Origin of the sequence: Roseimicrobium gellanilyticum, from assembly GCF_003315205.1 — a bacterium.
Classification (GTDB): Bacteria; Verrucomicrobiota; Verrucomicrobiia; order Verrucomicrobiales; family Verrucomicrobiaceae; genus Roseimicrobium; species Roseimicrobium gellanilyticum.
Map to the genome: position 1 here is coordinate 639,206 of NZ_QNRR01000001.1, position 14,382 is coordinate 653,587.

General features: G+C 60.6%; 15 protein-coding genes. 4 read left to right on the top strand and 11 right to left on the bottom strand.

Going from position 1 to position 14,382, the window contains the following annotated elements; translation table 11 throughout:
- Positions 1–56: 56 nt before the first annotated feature.
- The 3 genes from DES53_RS02460 to DES53_RS02470 all read right to left on the bottom strand — a co-directional run bounded on the left by DES53_RS02460 (position 57) and on the right by DES53_RS02470 (position 3,459).
- Complete coding sequence (locus tag DES53_RS02460) at positions 57–878, bottom strand: hypothetical protein (protein WP_113956614.1); 822 nt, start codon at positions 876–878, stop codon at positions 57–59.
- Between the two features lie 10 nt (positions 879–888).
- Entirely contained in the window at positions 889–2,013 is a 1,125-nt protein-coding gene (locus DES53_RS02465) for a hypothetical protein (RefSeq protein WP_113956615.1), read from the bottom strand.
- 84 nt (positions 2,014–2,097) lie between these two features.
- Positions 2,098–3,459, bottom strand: coding sequence for a CehA/McbA family metallohydrolase domain-containing protein (locus DES53_RS02470; protein ID WP_113956616.1), 1,362 nt, complete (start codon positions 3,457–3,459; stop codon positions 2,098–2,100).
- A gap of 85 nt (positions 3,460–3,544) precedes the next feature.
- On the opposite strand from DES53_RS02470, the gene DES53_RS02475 reads away from it, so the two are divergent.
- Positions 3,545–4,345 (top strand): polysaccharide deacetylase family protein, encoded by an 801-nt coding sequence (locus DES53_RS02475; protein ID WP_170156795.1) that lies wholly within the window; start codon positions 3,545–3,547, stop codon positions 4,343–4,345.
- Positions 4,346–4,363: 18 nt separating this feature from the next.
- On the opposite strand, the gene DES53_RS02480 is transcribed toward DES53_RS02475, so the two are convergent.
- The 5 genes from DES53_RS02480 to DES53_RS02500 all read right to left on the bottom strand — a co-directional run bounded on the left by DES53_RS02480 (position 4,364) and on the right by DES53_RS02500 (position 8,552).
- Entirely contained in the window at positions 4,364–5,038 is a 675-nt protein-coding gene (locus DES53_RS02480) for a class I SAM-dependent methyltransferase (RefSeq protein ID WP_170156796.1), read from the bottom strand.
- A gap of 20 nt (positions 5,039–5,058) precedes the next feature.
- Positions 5,059–5,673 (bottom strand): YajG family lipoprotein, encoded by a 615-nt coding sequence (locus DES53_RS02485; RefSeq protein ID WP_147263170.1) that lies wholly within the window; start codon positions 5,671–5,673, stop codon positions 5,059–5,061.
- A 112-nt stretch (positions 5,674–5,785) separates the two neighbouring features.
- A complete protein-coding gene (locus DES53_RS02490) occupies positions 5,786–6,700 on the bottom strand; it encodes a hypothetical protein (RefSeq protein WP_113956620.1) in 915 nt (304 codons plus the stop codon).
- Positions 6,701–6,832: 132 nt separating this feature from the next.
- Positions 6,833–7,696 (bottom strand): phytoene/squalene synthase family protein, encoded by an 864-nt coding sequence (locus tag DES53_RS02495; RefSeq protein ID WP_113956621.1) that lies wholly within the window; start codon positions 7,694–7,696, stop codon positions 6,833–6,835.
- Positions 7,689–8,552 (bottom strand): hypothetical protein, encoded by an 864-nt coding sequence (locus DES53_RS02500; RefSeq protein WP_170156797.1) that lies wholly within the window; start codon positions 8,550–8,552, stop codon positions 7,689–7,691. The genes DES53_RS02495 and DES53_RS02500 overlap by 8 nt, the downstream gene beginning before the upstream one ends.
- A gap of 172 nt (positions 8,553–8,724) precedes the next feature.
- Here DES53_RS02500 and DES53_RS32730 point away from each other — a divergent pair, with 172 nt between their 5' ends.
- The 3 genes from DES53_RS32730 to DES53_RS02515 all read left to right on the top strand — a co-directional run bounded on the left by DES53_RS32730 (position 8,725) and on the right by DES53_RS02515 (position 10,661).
- Entirely contained in the window at positions 8,725–9,195 is a 471-nt protein-coding gene (locus tag DES53_RS32730; protein ID WP_170156798.1) for a VOC family protein, read from the top strand.
- Positions 9,188–9,772: a DUF6891 domain-containing protein gene (locus DES53_RS02510; RefSeq protein WP_113956624.1), complete on the top strand. Its 585-nt coding sequence runs from the start codon at positions 9,188–9,190 to the stop codon at positions 9,770–9,772. The genes DES53_RS32730 and DES53_RS02510 overlap by 8 nt, the downstream gene beginning before the upstream one ends.
- Before the next feature lie 175 nt (positions 9,773–9,947).
- Positions 9,948–10,661, top strand: coding sequence for an alpha/beta hydrolase (locus tag DES53_RS02515; RefSeq protein ID WP_113956625.1), 714 nt, complete (start codon positions 9,948–9,950; stop codon positions 10,659–10,661).
- Positions 10,662–10,671: 10 nt separating this feature from the next.
- On the opposite strand, the gene lepB is transcribed toward DES53_RS02515, so the two are convergent.
- From lepB to lepA, 3 genes are all read right to left on the bottom strand, one after another.
- The gene (gene lepB / locus DES53_RS02520) at positions 10,672–11,865 is read right to left on the bottom strand and encodes a signal peptidase I (protein ID WP_113956626.1); all 1,194 of its coding nucleotides are present in this window, start codon (positions 11,863–11,865) and stop codon (positions 10,672–10,674) included.
- 52 nt (positions 11,866–11,917) lie between these two features.
- Positions 11,918–12,295 carry a four helix bundle protein gene (locus tag DES53_RS02525; protein WP_113956627.1) on the bottom strand — a complete coding sequence of 126 codons (378 nt, stop codon included), beginning with the start codon at positions 12,293–12,295 and terminating at the stop codon, positions 11,918–11,920.
- Positions 12,296–12,373: 78 nt separating this feature from the next.
- The gene (lepA, locus tag DES53_RS02530) at positions 12,374–14,173 is read right to left on the bottom strand and encodes a translation elongation factor 4 (protein ID WP_113956628.1); all 1,800 of its coding nucleotides are present in this window, start codon (positions 14,171–14,173) and stop codon (positions 12,374–12,376) included.
- Positions 14,174–14,382 lie beyond the last annotated feature (209 nt).

The following is a 14,382-nucleotide window of genomic DNA, read 5'->3' on the forward strand; positions in this document are numbered from 1 at the left end:
GTCCGTTTCAGGAAGGCATGACATCGCAGGGATGGTGGAGCGCGGTGTGGTTTCGACTACGGCTTCACCTGAACGGGCACTGAGATCACTGCAGGAACTTTGCGTGGAGCGGGGCCTTGAAGATTCACCTCGAAGGGGCGTGCCAGTGAGTTGCCGGCGAGATCTTCGAGGAATGAGTCTGCTTGCAGCGAAAGGACGCTGACTGTCCATGGGTTTTCCGGAGTGAACGTCCACACCTGTTCGCCGGCGCTGGTGGCGCAGGTGCCGTTGAAGAGAGTGCCGCTGCCGTTGGAAACACGTAGGCAGCGCTGGAGCAGCGCATAGTCGAGCGGCGCGGGGAACTTCACCAGCAACGGGTCGCGGGTACCTGCGGCTGGCGATGTGATTTTCCAATTGGAAATGTCCAGCTGCGCGCTGGCGCGTTCGGTGACGAAGAATGCCTTCTCCACATCCTTGCCAAGAGGGATGCCGCGTTCGGACTTCCACCTGCCGCTGATGATGAGTTTGCAACGCTTGCCCGGGACAAGCACGGGGCCGATCTCGACATTGAGATTCACCCCGGTCTTCTGACGTCCGGGGTGAAACCACAGGGTGAGGCGCAGGCCGTCTTCGGACCAGAGTTCTGTTTCGCGGAACGGCTCAGGCACGATCTTGCCGTCGGCATCCATCACGCTGCAGTGCTGCAGGAACACACCCTGCTGCATGGGCTCGCTGAAGTGCAGGTAGAACTTCAGATGATTTGCCGGCAACACGGACCCGCTGGGATGGATGCTGCTCAACTGGGGTGGCGTCGGCGTAAGGGGGGGAGACGGCTCGCCCGCGAAGGCGGACCAAGACCACCCCAGTGCCACGGCACAGGAGAGCAGCGCGCGTTTCATCAGATGGTCCTCAGGGCAGCGCCGCCACTTCGAGCTTCAGCTTGTCGCCTTCTTCGCGGAGCACGACCATGCGGGCGTCATCGAGACGATCAATCTGCACAGCTCCGGAGAGGGTGTCGAGGATTTCGATGCCGGGTGTTTGGGTGGGCTCCTTGATGTTGCGGCGCAGGGCTTTCTCGTTCACTTGATCCGGCGCATTGCGGTTGATGAGGTCCATGCTGATGCGCACGCCCCAGTACTTGGAGGGGCCGAAGTAGGGCTCGCGGAAACGCTGGGTGTTCGTCACCACCCAGGAGCCCTTGGCATTGGTGTAGGCGAAGACATCGAGCGGCCGGTTGCCGCTGCCGAGTTCCACCACGCTGGTACCCCGCACGTTCGCTCCGGAGGAGAGGTCCTTCAGCGGGAACTTCGCGAGTGGTGTGCAGGCGAAGGCGCCGAGCACACAGGGCGTGCCATTGTCATTGTGCGGGATGAAGCTCTGGATGGGGGCCTTGGTCTCCCACTTGCCGTGCGCTACATGATAAGTTTCTGCGCTGTAGATGCTGCCTGAAGCCGAAGCATCAAGCGGAAGTGGAATGGAGAAAATCTTGCTGCTGAATTCCTCATTGCTCTGTCCGGTGACCAGCACGCGGTCATGAGTCATGGCCACATCGGAGAGATTGCGCACGGCGGAAGTTTCGCTCTTGGGAAGGGCCACGCGCACATGCTCCAGCTTGGCGAGATCCAGCTTTGAGGCCTTTCCATCTGGGGAGATGACCACGATGGCCACGCTCTTCGCGGCGTTGTCACGCACGGAGAAGTAGATGTTGCCGCTGGCATTGGCGGCCATATCCACAATCTGGATCTTGTCAGCGGTGGTGCCGAGTGCACCAGCTATGGCACCTGCGGTGTCTGCAAGGGGTTGAGCAAGGGCTTTCGTCGCACCCGTGTCTCCCGTGCTCACGGCCACGATGGCGGGCACACCGGGCTCAGCGATCAGCAGCACGCCATCCGCACCGAAGGAAATCGGGCCGATGGATTTCAAGGCAGGGTCACCCTTGGTGGGGTTCTTCAGGTTCTGCGCGGCATGCAGCGGTGCTGCTTGCAGGGAGAGCGCTGCCACGGCGGACAGCGCGAGGAGTCGGGCGTTTGGCATGAGTGCGGAAGGTTCGGGTTTGGAACTCTGACACTGACACTTTTTGAGGGCCGGGAGACAGGAAACGCAGCGGGCGTGGCGGGCCTATCGGCTGGCCGAGGCCTTTGATTTCACATTCCACCCCACGGGTTGGGTCCAGGCCATTTGGGTCTGGTTTTCATAGGTGGGATTCACATGCGGCTTCGTGGAGGTGATGACAGCGCGCACATAGAGTTCGTCACCGGTGAGCTTGTACTCGACCGTCTCACCGGGGAGCGTGGCGAAGGTTTTGCCGATGTCTGCAGAGTACACTTTGCGCACGGGCTGGGGATCCTTCTCCGCGTTCGTGGGCCGTTCGCTCACGGTGGCGTCGTATTTCTTCGGGGTGCCGACAATCTTCGTGGTGTAGGACACCCCGGGTTCGCCCTGGATGCGGACCTTCAGCACACCATCCTGGAACTGCACATCTGCCAGCGTCACGCCCGTGGAGGCATAGAAATCGCCGGCGCGCATGGCGGAGATGAGGGCATCTGGCTTGAGGGACTTCGAGCGCACCATGACCCAGCCGCGGCCGGGGGCGCTGTCTTCACCATGGTAGTGGTGGGAGTCGTCCGTGCCCACGCCATAGAGCGGTGGCGCATCGAGCTTGCTGATGCGGATCGTGTTGGCGATGTCCCAGAGCATCTCATGGCCGTAGCGGGTGGCGTCGCCGAGGTAGTTGATGCTGGGGTGGCCGTTGAAGATTTCGAAGAAGTTTTCCTCCAGCACCTCGGCCATATCCTCGGCAGTGAGAGCCCAGCGGAAGTTGGGGTGATTGATATGTGTGAGCATGGGCTGCCCCGTACGCTTCTCCTGCTCGCGAATGGCCTGCAGATTCTTGCGCATCACATCCTTGAAGCTGGTGCCTTCGATGGGCTTGACCTCCTCCTTCAGGTTGAAGGCCACCATGTGAATGGGCGCCTTCAGTTCCGGTGTCACTGCGAAGTTCGCGCTCAGTTCCTCTGCAGGGACAAGAAGGAACTCGCCCTCCTTTTCAAACTTGGGGCGGTACTCCTCCAGCATCTTGAGGCGCACTTCCTTCACGCCATCCTTCTCGCGCCGTTCCACCCAGGTGTCGCCGAAGCGCTCGAGGTACTTGGCCATGGCTGTTTTCCCAACGGACTTCTGCCGCTTCAGGATGGTGGGTTCGGCCATCCAGACTTCCTTCGCGTGGAGCACGTTGTGGTCGGACAGCGCGAGGAAGTTGTACCCGCGCTGCTGGTACCAATCCACGATCATCTCCGGAAAGTCATTGCCATCACTCCAGAGGCTGTGGGTGTGGGTGTTGCCCTTGTACCAGCGCGGCGTGGCACTGTCCGCAGTGCCGGCGGTTTCTTTGGCCTGGGCGGGCTTGGTCTGGATGACAAGACCGACTGCGGCGGCACCGGCGGCGGCGAGCAGGAAGGAGGGGAGGGCGAAGCGTGGCATCCCGACCAAACGACTCTGAAAGGGCGGGTCCTTTCAGCAGGATCTCATGGATTGTCTTTGGCCGGATTCAGTGCTTCAGAAGCCCATGACTTGGAGACGACTCCTGCGCCGCACCGTGATTCTGTGGAATGTGGCTGCTCCGTTCGCGGCCATTGCCCTGGTGATGTCAGGGCTCCTGTGGTGGGCGCTGGGGCTCCTGATGACGGGTCATGCCCTGTGGCTGATCTCCACCTTGATCCCGGCGTGCCAGTGGTGCGGCGAAGTGGTGACAACCTTGTCACAAGCAAGGGGTGAAAAGGAACCGGTGGGTGCAGAGAGCAAGGAGGTGTGGCTGACCATTGATGACGGGCCCCATCCGGAGGATACGCCGCGGTTGCTGGATCTGCTGGATGCGCACCAGGCCAGGGCGACCTTCTTCTTCATCGGAGCGAATGCGAAGAAGCATCGCAAGCTGGTGCGGCAGGTCATCAAGCGCGGCCATGAGGTGGCGAACCACACCATGAATCATCCTCAGTACTGGTACTGGGCCTACGGCCCCGGATCTGCGGAGCGTGAAATCGACGAGTGCCAGAAGGTGCTGAGCGACGTCGCCGATGTCACACCAAGATGGTTCCGCGCGCCCGCAGGCTTCAAGAATCCCATCGTGCAGCAGCATGTGGAGAAGACCGGCTTGCGTGTCGCAGCTTGGTCAGCGCGTGGACACGACGGCGTGGTGACGGACAAGGAGCGTGTGCTGCAGCGATTGTACTCCGAAATTCAGCCCGGAGGAATCATCCTCATGCACGAGGGACGTGTGGCAGATGGTGGCGGTCGGTTGGCACCGCAAGTGCTGGATGAACTGCTAAAGTGGCTGGGTGAAAAGGGGTATCGATGTGTGGTGCCGTGACGGTCCATCTGAAATGCCCTAGCTCCGTTTCCTCCTGCACACCATCAGGTGGTTGTTGAACCAGGAGCCCTTTTCCGGCTTCTGCATCTCCGCGATTTCCAATCCGGCTTTCTCAAAGACACCTCCCAGTTCTTCCAGCGTGGGATAACTCACTGGGGGCGACTTCATCAGACCGAATGCGGCCATGATCTTGTCTGTGCCTGCGGTGAAGCGGTAGCGCCAGCTCGTGTCACGAATGCCACTGCGAATGATGAGGTCGCCCTCCGGGGACAAGTGGGACGCGCATTGCCTGAGAAGCTGTGCTTGCTCGGCTGCGGGCAGGTAGTGCAGCACATCCAGCAGGCACACGTGACCCTTTGTGTCCGGCCAGGGCTGGCGTGCGTCCAGCAGATGATACTGCGGGGGGGGTGTGTATTGGGTGGCTACGGATTGGGCCGCTTGGATCTTGGCGGCATCAAAATCAATGCCTGTGTACGCAGCGGAGTGGCCGCACTCACGAAGGAAAAAGCCGAGCAAACCACGGCCGCATCCCACATCGAGCACCGGCAGATTGGCCGCACGCAGCCGCGGGAGCAGGGATGCAAAGAGTGGGTCAGCAGTGAGTTTCCACTTCACCCACTCCTGGTCGAACTTCGTGGCGAAGCGGACCGAGATGGCTTTTGCGATGGTCTTGCGCTCTGCTGCAATCTCCACGCGGCCTTGGTTTTTGGGGCTCAGAGAATGTCCGGTCCGTACGGAGGCGTGGGGCTCAGACGGGCGCGCAGGGCGGAATCGTCCAGCGCGCGATCCACCACATCCTGCAGGGCGCGGGAGACCAGCTCACGCAGCATGGGCACGGGCGAGCCACTGCCGGGAAGGTAGGCGCTGTTCTCACGTTCACCGCTGTAGATGCGGCTGAAGACCACCTGGCCACTGCTCACGCGGACCACATTCACACGGATCTTCGCATAGGCAGCAGGACGGATGACTTGGTCGGTGTGGAGCGTGAGGATCTCACCGGTCAGCACGTAGGGGGCGCCACGGCCGGCGAGCATGCCACGGGAGCTCATGCCGTGGGCAAAGGCATTGCGCACCACCTGTTCCACCGGGATCTTGGTGTTCACGCGTTCGAGCGGTGTGCCGATGGGCGTGCGCACGGTGCCGATATAGTAGCTGCCCTCACGACGCATGTCCGCAAAGCGTCCGGCGGACATCTTGCGGGGGCCGGGTGCTCCTTGGGAAAGGCCAGGCTGGTAATCGAGGCTCACCTCTGTCGACGAGCAGTTTGCCAGCAGCAGGCCGCCAGCCAGCGCCATAAGGCATCGCAGGAATGAAGCGCGGGAATTCATGTGGTCGATGTACCATGAAGCCGGAGGCGAATCAACACGCGATGTCCCGCGTGACTGGAGCCGCACTCCGGTTGGGAGAGAGGTTTGAGAAAAGTGGCTTCCTGCCTGTTCCTCACGGAACGCGGAAGACCTTGCCCGTGGTGGGATCCATGGCCAGTGAGCCAGTGGGCAGACCGGTCACATCAAGCTCGTTGTACGGAGGGTAGGGGCTCTTCACGAGTCCTGCCTTCGTGGTCTTGGTGCCGGTGAGGGTGGCTCCACCGCTCGTGGGAGGCGTGGAGGTGGAATTGCTGGTGCTGCTGCCACTGCCGGTGCCCTTTTCCTTGGCGGTGTTGGACGCCACAACCGTCTCCTTCTGCTTTTCCGCTGGAGGATCCTGCTTGGGTGTCGTCGGAGCGGTCTTGGTCGTCGTCTTCGACTGAGGTTCTGTCCTGGTTTCAGGAAGTGATTCTTCGACTTCCTTCTTGGGTTCGGACTTTTTGGAAAAGAGACCGCCTTTGGACTGGGTGTGGGGAGGGGTTTCCTCCACTTTCTTCTGCTCTTCCACGCGCGGCTTCTGCTTCACGGGTGCTGGGGGCTGCTCCTGCACAGGTGCCTCATCACGACGCATGCGCTCAGGCTCCTGCGCCCTCTGCTGGCGTGGGCTGCTGTAGGGCATGTCGCGGTGATCTTCCTGCGGTTGGGTCAGGTGGTTCTGTGAAGGAGGCGGGGGCACCGGGCGTTGCTGATACTCCGGAGGAGCATCGTACGCGGCGGCGGGAGGAGGGGAGTCCAGATTGTAGCGATGACCACTCTGAGGACGGGAGTTCGCGGGCGGAGCGTATCCGCGGTAGCGGGTGTCAGGCTGTTCACCCCAGACAAGGTCCTTCACGAAATTCAGAAAACGGGTGCCGACGCGGGGCTTCTGCCCGGACGGGGGATACTGTTCCTGGGCGAAGCTGCTGGTGGCGAAAGAGCAGGCACCCAGAACACACACTGCCATGACCGCTTTGGGCATGACGCGGCCAGGTTGGAAGGAGGTCTTCATGGCAACTACAAAGTGAGGCTGATTATCAAGAAATGCAAGCCATTTGGCCTGCAACCGGGGGCGTTTTCAGATTATGGTTTTTTGGCACACGCGATGGACGAATCGCGCGCGGTATTATTCACCTCCCGTCTTTCAAACGGTGCGCAGGAGTCCTTTTGCCGTATAGGCACCTAGAATCGCGATCTTGCGCAGCTTGCTCAGTCCGATGCGAGGACCGAAGACCTGGAAGCGGCGCTGACGAATTTTCTCCAGGATTTCCCCGTACATCTGCCCCATCATCTCGGCGGCAAGCATGTGACGCCGATCCTCCTTCGGAAGGAGGCTGGCAGCTTGGGAGAAAAATCCGCGTGCCCGATCGTGTTCGCACTGCATGAGCGCCTCGAACTCAGGCGTGTGGCGACCTTCCAGAAGATCCGCCTCCGTCACGCCAAAACGCTGAAGGTCTTCCTGCGGAAGGTAGATGCGGCCATTGCGCGCGTCCTCCGCCACATCGCGGATGATGTTCGTGAGTTGCAACGCGTAGCCCAGCGCTACGGCGTACTCCTTGCAGACCGGGTTCTTGTACCCAAAGATTTCGATGCTCACCAGGCCGACCACGCAGGCGACCTTGTAGCAGTAGGCGAGGAGGTCCTCGTAGGTGCGGTAGCGCGTGGTGACGAGGTCTGAGGCCACTCCATTCACGATTTCCGCAAGCAGAGCGGGATCGATGGGGTAGCGCCCGGGCAGTTCAGCGACCTCCGCCTGCAGTTCATCCGGGGCATCAAAACCGTGCAGGATCCCGTGCTTCCATTCATCCAGTGCCAGCTGCCGCTCCTCCACGGTATCCACAGGTTCGTCTGCGATGTCGTCAATGACGCGGCAGAAGGCGTAGAAGGTCATCATATCCTCCTTGCGCTGGCGCGGCAGGGTGGAGAGCGCAAAGGCAAGGTTCGACTTGCTGCGGCGCGCGATCTCGCGGCCCACCGGGGCGGCTCGGCTTGGCGTTTTCTCAGACATGGGAGGGTTCCTTGTCAAGATACCCACCCCGAAGCAGAAGCAAGGCAGCGCTGACGAAAAGCCAGGAATGAAGGGAGGCCTCCAGAATGCTGGCGACGAGGAGCCGGGTCACCATGCGGGCTGGGGGAAGGACAGAGGGCAGCACGTGCAGGGCGAACTCCAGCAGTACCAGAAGTGGCACTGCCGTAAGGGCGAACATCAGCATGGGCAGCCAGGCGCGCCCCCACCATCGGGTGGCCACGGCTCCCGCCTTCAGGAAATCCACCCGGGCTGCGGCCGCCGCCAGAGGCAGGGGGGCGAGGAAGACGAGGAACTGCGGCATGAGCCATTCACGCACGGTGCGGGTGGTGGCGTCGGTGCGCTCCGCCATCCACCACCACGCTGCGTGAATCACCGCGAGCACGAGAATGGTTCTCCACCGGGCCAAGGCGGGGCGTAGGGCAGCATCTGAAAGGAGGGACTCCCGCGAGGCGATGAAGTAGCAGCAGAGCCACATCTGGCCGGCGGCGCTGAAAAGGCCCATGAGGATGGCCCCTGGTACCGTCCCCGCGAGAAACGGAGGTGGATAGATGGCCTGATGAAAGAGCATGGCGAAGCGTTGCCAGCCGCGCGCCGCCAGGTCGAAGAAGACATCCGGCCAGGGGGAGAGCGCATGCGCCATCACCGGCGGCGGGGGATCCCCGGTGCGCAGGCTCCATGCTTCATGCACCATGAGGGAGGCCATGAGCCACAGGAAGGGGGCCGGATGCCGACCCAGCCAGGCCAGCGCATCGCGGAAGAGTCGCGCCTGGGGGTGGACCACGAGGTGCAGTGCCACGCACAGGGCAAACGCCCCCAGCCAGAGAAATGGCTCCATTTCACCGGGAGGCGGCGTGCTGGCAACAATGAGGGGGGCACCGACCAAACGTACGCCATGTTGGCGCGGGGACCGGAGGGTGTGCAAGTGTGAAGGTGCAAAGCATTGCCTAAGAACGCGGCGACTGCCGGCGACCGATTGCGGATGGTGGGAGCTTCCAGTAGAGAGGCGCATGCAGCCCACGCATCGCGGTCTCCTGCACCATCTCGTCATCACCGTTTCGAGCGTCTCCCGGTCAGCGCCCTTTTATGGAACGATGTTCCGTCATCTTGGGTATGAATTGGGAGGCAGCAGTTACGGTGGGAGCTATGAGTATGAGGACTGGCGGAGGATGGACCAGGATACGCCGCATGAAATCAGCATCGTGACGGCGGACCCCAAGCTCGCGGAGGTGCCGCATCGTCGCGGCGCCGTGGGACATCACCATCATCTGGCCTTTTGTGCGCTGGACCGTGCGGACGTGGATCGCTTCCATGCGGACGTGCTGGTGCCGTTGGAGGAGAAAGGGCTTTGCACCATCGAGGATGCCCCGTGCGATTGCCCGGAGTACGGGCAAGGATACTACGCGACGTTCTTTGCGGATCCAGACGGGCTCAAGTATGAGTTCGTGAGCAATCCGAATCACCGAAGAAGGCATGAGTAAGCTGCAGGCAGATCAAGCGTATGCGAATCAACAAATCGTGCACTACGTGTGGGCAGGCTTTCACTCGTCCGAAGACATCGAGCGAACTCTACTGGAGGACGTTTTTCAACCAGGCGATCTCGATGCTGATTGGGTGAGGGCGGGTATCGATCGGGAGTTTGCGAAAAAGCTCGAACAGCAGATCGACTGGCCGGAAAAGACGGATTGTGATCGTCTTGATGAGGTTTTCGCTGAGTTGGAAGGACAACAACTCATTGCTCTTCAGAATGCCGGATACACACAGTCCGACGGCATGGAAGACATGAGCGAAATCTGGCACGAGCGAGGTGCTGAAAAATCCGGAGTGGTGGGCTACTGCTTCTACCACGGGCAGGATCTCGAGCGGGTCGTGAAAGGCGAGCCGCTGTATCTCACCTATGGTGACATTGCCGGAGATGATGCCAGGGGGGTGGTGATTGGGGAACTGATTTGCCGTGTCCTTGAGAGGCATGGATTCACCACGAACTGGGACCGGAACATCAAGACCCGCATGCACATTGCAGGCATCGATTGGAAGCGCAGGACTCCTGACTACTGATGCAGGGGGGCGCACTCGATTTTTCGCAAACGAGAGCAACTGTCCTTAGGGGTGAGTAAAGTATTTTCCGAGGTGAAAGCCGTATCACGTTTCCGGTTTTTCGTCCGGATATCCGGTGATACAATCATGGCTGCATGTGCGCTGTGGCAGCGCGCCGCAGAAACCATCTGCGTCCATGAACACGCCCCAGGAGCACCTGATTTCCGATGCCTCGGGCGCGTACTCAAGGAAGGTGTGGCTTATGGCAGCGCCGGAGAAGCTTCCTGCCACACGCCTGGGAGTCTTTCTCGATGGGGAGTACTATGTGAATCACATGAACGCGCCCGGCATGATCGGGTCCCTGCAACAGGGGGAAATGATCCTGCCGATGGCATGTGTGTTTGTGTCGCACGTGGATGGTGCGGCGAGGCATCGGGATCTGACCTGCAATCCCGAGTATGCAGCATTCATTGCGCGTGATGTGGTGGGGTGGGCGCGAAGAAGACTCCCTGAACTGGCGAAGGGCGGCCACCTCATCGCCGGGCCAAGTCTCGGTGGACTCGCATCGGCGTTTACGGCGGTGCAGTATCCACAGGTGTTTGCCCGGTGCTTGAGTCAATCAGGTTCCTTCTGGTGGAAAGAAGAGTGGCTTGCGAAACACCTGCATCAAATGCCACATGCGCAGTCCAAGTTCTGGCTGAGTGTGGGCGACCGGGAAACCGCATTTGGTGTCTCGCATCCGCCGACAGGTCTGCGCCAGGAAGTGACGCAGATCGCAGCCTGCGAACGTTTCGCAAAGGCGCTGGCGACACAGAACCATCGCGTGCTCTACCGGGTTTTTGAAGGCGGCCATGAGCTCAGTCCATGGAAGGACGAACTGCCCAACGCGCTACAGTGGCTGCTTTCGTGAGGCGCGATGCCTAGCGAATTGGTCCCCAGTGCTTCGTCAGCGGCCAGTAGCAGAACCAACCTGGGCCCACCACGTTCTGTCGTGGCACTGCACCCCAGAACCGGCTGTCACTGCTGCTGTAGCTGTTGTCCCCGAGGGCCATGTACTCATCCTTCGGGTAAGTCAGGAGCTCCATCGGCAGGGGCACGAAGCCGTTGCGTGAGTAGCCGCGGTAACCGGGTTCCTTCTGGTCAATGACTCTGCGGATACCAGGCTCGGTCGCAGGCTGGCCATTGATGAGCACCTCCGGCGGGCGGACATCAATGGTGTCTCCCGGCACGCCGGCGAGGCGCTTGATGTAGTGCTGGGAGCCCCAGTTGCTGTTGAAACGGGATTCCTGCTCGATGCCGCGGATGTTTTTCGTGGTGAACACGAATACTTCACCGCGTTCTGGGCGGCGGAAGTGGTATGCGAATTTGTTTACGATGACGTGGTCGCCGTTGCGCACGATGCCACGGGCAAGCAGCTGGCCCTTTTGCACGCGGGTGCCAGGAGCTACGCGCAGGATGTATTCCTGCGTCCGGTCTGGATTGTCACTGCCCACGCTGTCCATGGAGGCACCGATGTGGCTTGCCAGGCGCAGCTCACCCACGAGCTGGCTCATGGGGCAGTTGATCTTGATAGAGTGCCCGTCAGCGAAGTGCAGCTTGCAGTAGCGGCGGAAGATGAAGAAGGATTCCTCAGTGACGGTGACGTTGTGATCCAGCTCGCCATCATGGTCAGATACCACGTTGAGATAGGTGGTGCCAGAGAACCAACCGGCGGCCTTGCCGAGGAATCCGGGGTTGGGGTCCTCTTCCTTGTATTCGGCGATGATCCCGTTCAGCGTGGGCTGCATCGACCCGGTGGGAATCTGGAAGGGCTGCGCAATGTACGTGCGGATGCCCAAGGCAATGACGATGGAGACGAAGAAGACCTCGATATTCTCCGCCAGCTCGGAGTTGCGCATCTCCGGGAGCGCCTTTTCACAGGTCTTGTTGATGTCCTTGGTGAGGATATCGATTTTCTTTGAATCCCTCTCCTTGATTGCCTCCTTCAACTGAGCCCTCTGGGTCTCGATCTCGTCCAGCTTCGCCTGCGGGAGCAGGTCCCGCTTGTAGTCGAGGAAACGGGTGACTCCCTTGTATAGGAGCTTGGCCTGCTTGAGGTAGCGGGGCTGAAACATGAGGAAGACGCGGAGGTGGGGAGACGCGGAGGTCAGAGGAAAGGAAGAGAGGTCAACGGATGGCCCACTTTTCCGGCTGGTCAATCATGGTCACCAGCATGGCGAGGATTTCTTCGTAGAGGGAATCGAGCCGTGCCCGGTCGGTTTCCGTGATGTAAGTGCAGCGACGGGCGATTTCCAGATGGGTTTGGGTTTCCGCGGACTCACCTTCGGCATCGTTGAGTTTGCTTACCCAAGCTGCTGGGTAGCGACGCTTGCGCCAGGCTTCCGAAATGTTCGCCGGTACAGACCGTGACGAGCGTCGTATCTGGTCGGTCAGGGAAAACCTCTCCTCTGGAGGCCATTTCTTGGAAAGTTCGAATACCTCCATGGTAGCATCCATGGATTTCTGCCAAACAATCAAATCCCGGAACGAACGAATGTTTGCCATGCGCTTTTGAGGTTCGACTTCAGCTTTGCGGACTCATCTCCGTGTCTCCACCTCTCCCTTTCTCCCCATCTTCCCCCGCTAGCCTCCTGTCTTCAGCACCTCAATGAACGCCTCCTGCGGGATGTTCACACGTCCCACGGCCTTCATGCGCTTCTTGCCTTCCTTCTGCTTTTCAAGCAGCTTGCGCTTACGGGTGATGTCACCGCCGTAGCACTTGGCGGTCACGTCCTTGCGCAGGGCGCTGATGCTTTCACGCGCGATGACCTTGCCACCAATCGCAGCCTGGATGGCGACGACGAAGAGCTGCTGGGGAATTACTTCCTTCAACTTGCCCGCAAGGGCGCGGCCACGGGACTCGGCCTTGCTGCGGTGCACGATGCACGCGAAGGCGTCCACGGGCTCGCCGGCGATGAGCATGTCCATCTTCACGAGGTCGCTGGCCTGGTAGCCAGCGTGCTCGTAGTCCATGCTGCCATAGCCGCGGGTGATGCTCTTGAGCTTGTCGTTGAAGTCCACGAGGATTTCATTCAGCGGAAGCACGCAGTGCAGCATCACGCGATTGTCATCCAGGGTCTCGGTGTGATCCACGCTGCCGCGCTTGTCCATGACGAGCTGCATCATGTCGCCGATGTATTCATTCGGCACCATGAGGAAGATTTTCACCATGGGCTCGCGGATTTCCGCAATCATCTGCGTGGGCGGGAGGAAGCAGGGATTGTCCACCAGCATCTCTTCACCGTCCGTCTTCGTGACTTCGTAAATAACGCTCGGGTACGTCGAGATGACGTCCATGTTGAACTCGCGGCGCAGGCGCTCCTGCACGATTTCCATGTGCAGCAGGCCGAGGAAGCCGCAGCGGAAGCCAAAGCCCAGCGCGGCGCTGCTCTCCGCCATGAAGGTGAAGGCGGCATCATTGATCTGCAGCTTACCCACGGCCATCTTCAGGGCCTCGAAGTCCTCCGAGCTCACGGGGTAGATGCCGCTGAACACAAGCGGGTGAATCTCCTTGAAGCCGGGCAGCGGCGTCGGCGCGGGATGGCGCATCTCAGTGACGGTGTCACCAATCTTCACGTCCGCAGTGGACTTCACGTTGGCGATCAGGTAGCCCACATCGCCGGGGTGGAGCTTTTCCGTGGCGACCATCTTCGGCTTGAAGACGCCGACTTCCTTCACTTCGTAATCCAGGCCGGTGGACATCATGCGGATCTTCAATCCGCGGGCGATGGTGCCGCCCATGACGCGCACGTAGGAAACCACGCCGCGATAGGGGTCGAAAACGGAGTCGAACACCGACGCACGCAGGTAGCCGTCATGCGGATCCTTCGGCGGGGGAACGAGGCGGATGATGGCCTCCAGAATATCGGTGATGCCGATGCCCATCTTCGCGCTGGCAGGCACGGCTTCGTCCGCAGGGAGCTGGAGGATGTCCTCAAGCTGGCGCTTGCACTTGTCGAGGTCCGCGCTGGGCAGGTCGATCTTGTTGATGACCGGGATGACGTGCAGGTTCTGCTGCATCGCCAGGTTCAGGTTCGCCACGGTCTGGGCTTCCACGCCCTGGGATGCGTCCACAAGGAGCAGCGCGCCTTCACACGCGGCGAGGGAGCGGCTCACTTCATAGCTGAAGTCCACGTGGCCGGGAGTGTCCAGCAGGTTGAGCTTGTAGGTCTTCCCGTCCTTCGCCTTGTAGTTCATCGTGACCGGGTGGGCCTTGATGGTGATGCCACGCTCACGCTCCAGATCCATCGCGTCCAGGAGCTGGTCCTGCTTCTCGCGGTCGGAGATGGTCTTGGTGGATTCCAGCAGCCGGTCGGAGAGCGTGGTCTTCCCGTGGTCGATGTGGGCGATGATGGAGAAATTACGAGTGAGGGAAATGGGCATCGGCGCGGAGCGGGAAAAGGGGGTAAGGGAGGTACACCTGTTTGCCGCCATGCGCAAGCAGTGTGGCGGAGCCCATTTCCCGCCGCGAAGTGTCTCAGCGTGTGGAAATCCACCCCGCAGGACCTGTTCATGCGTATACCTAGGTGAAACACGTTGCGCTTTACATGGGGGGCATTCTCCACCATGTCTGCTGCCCCCGAATTCTGACT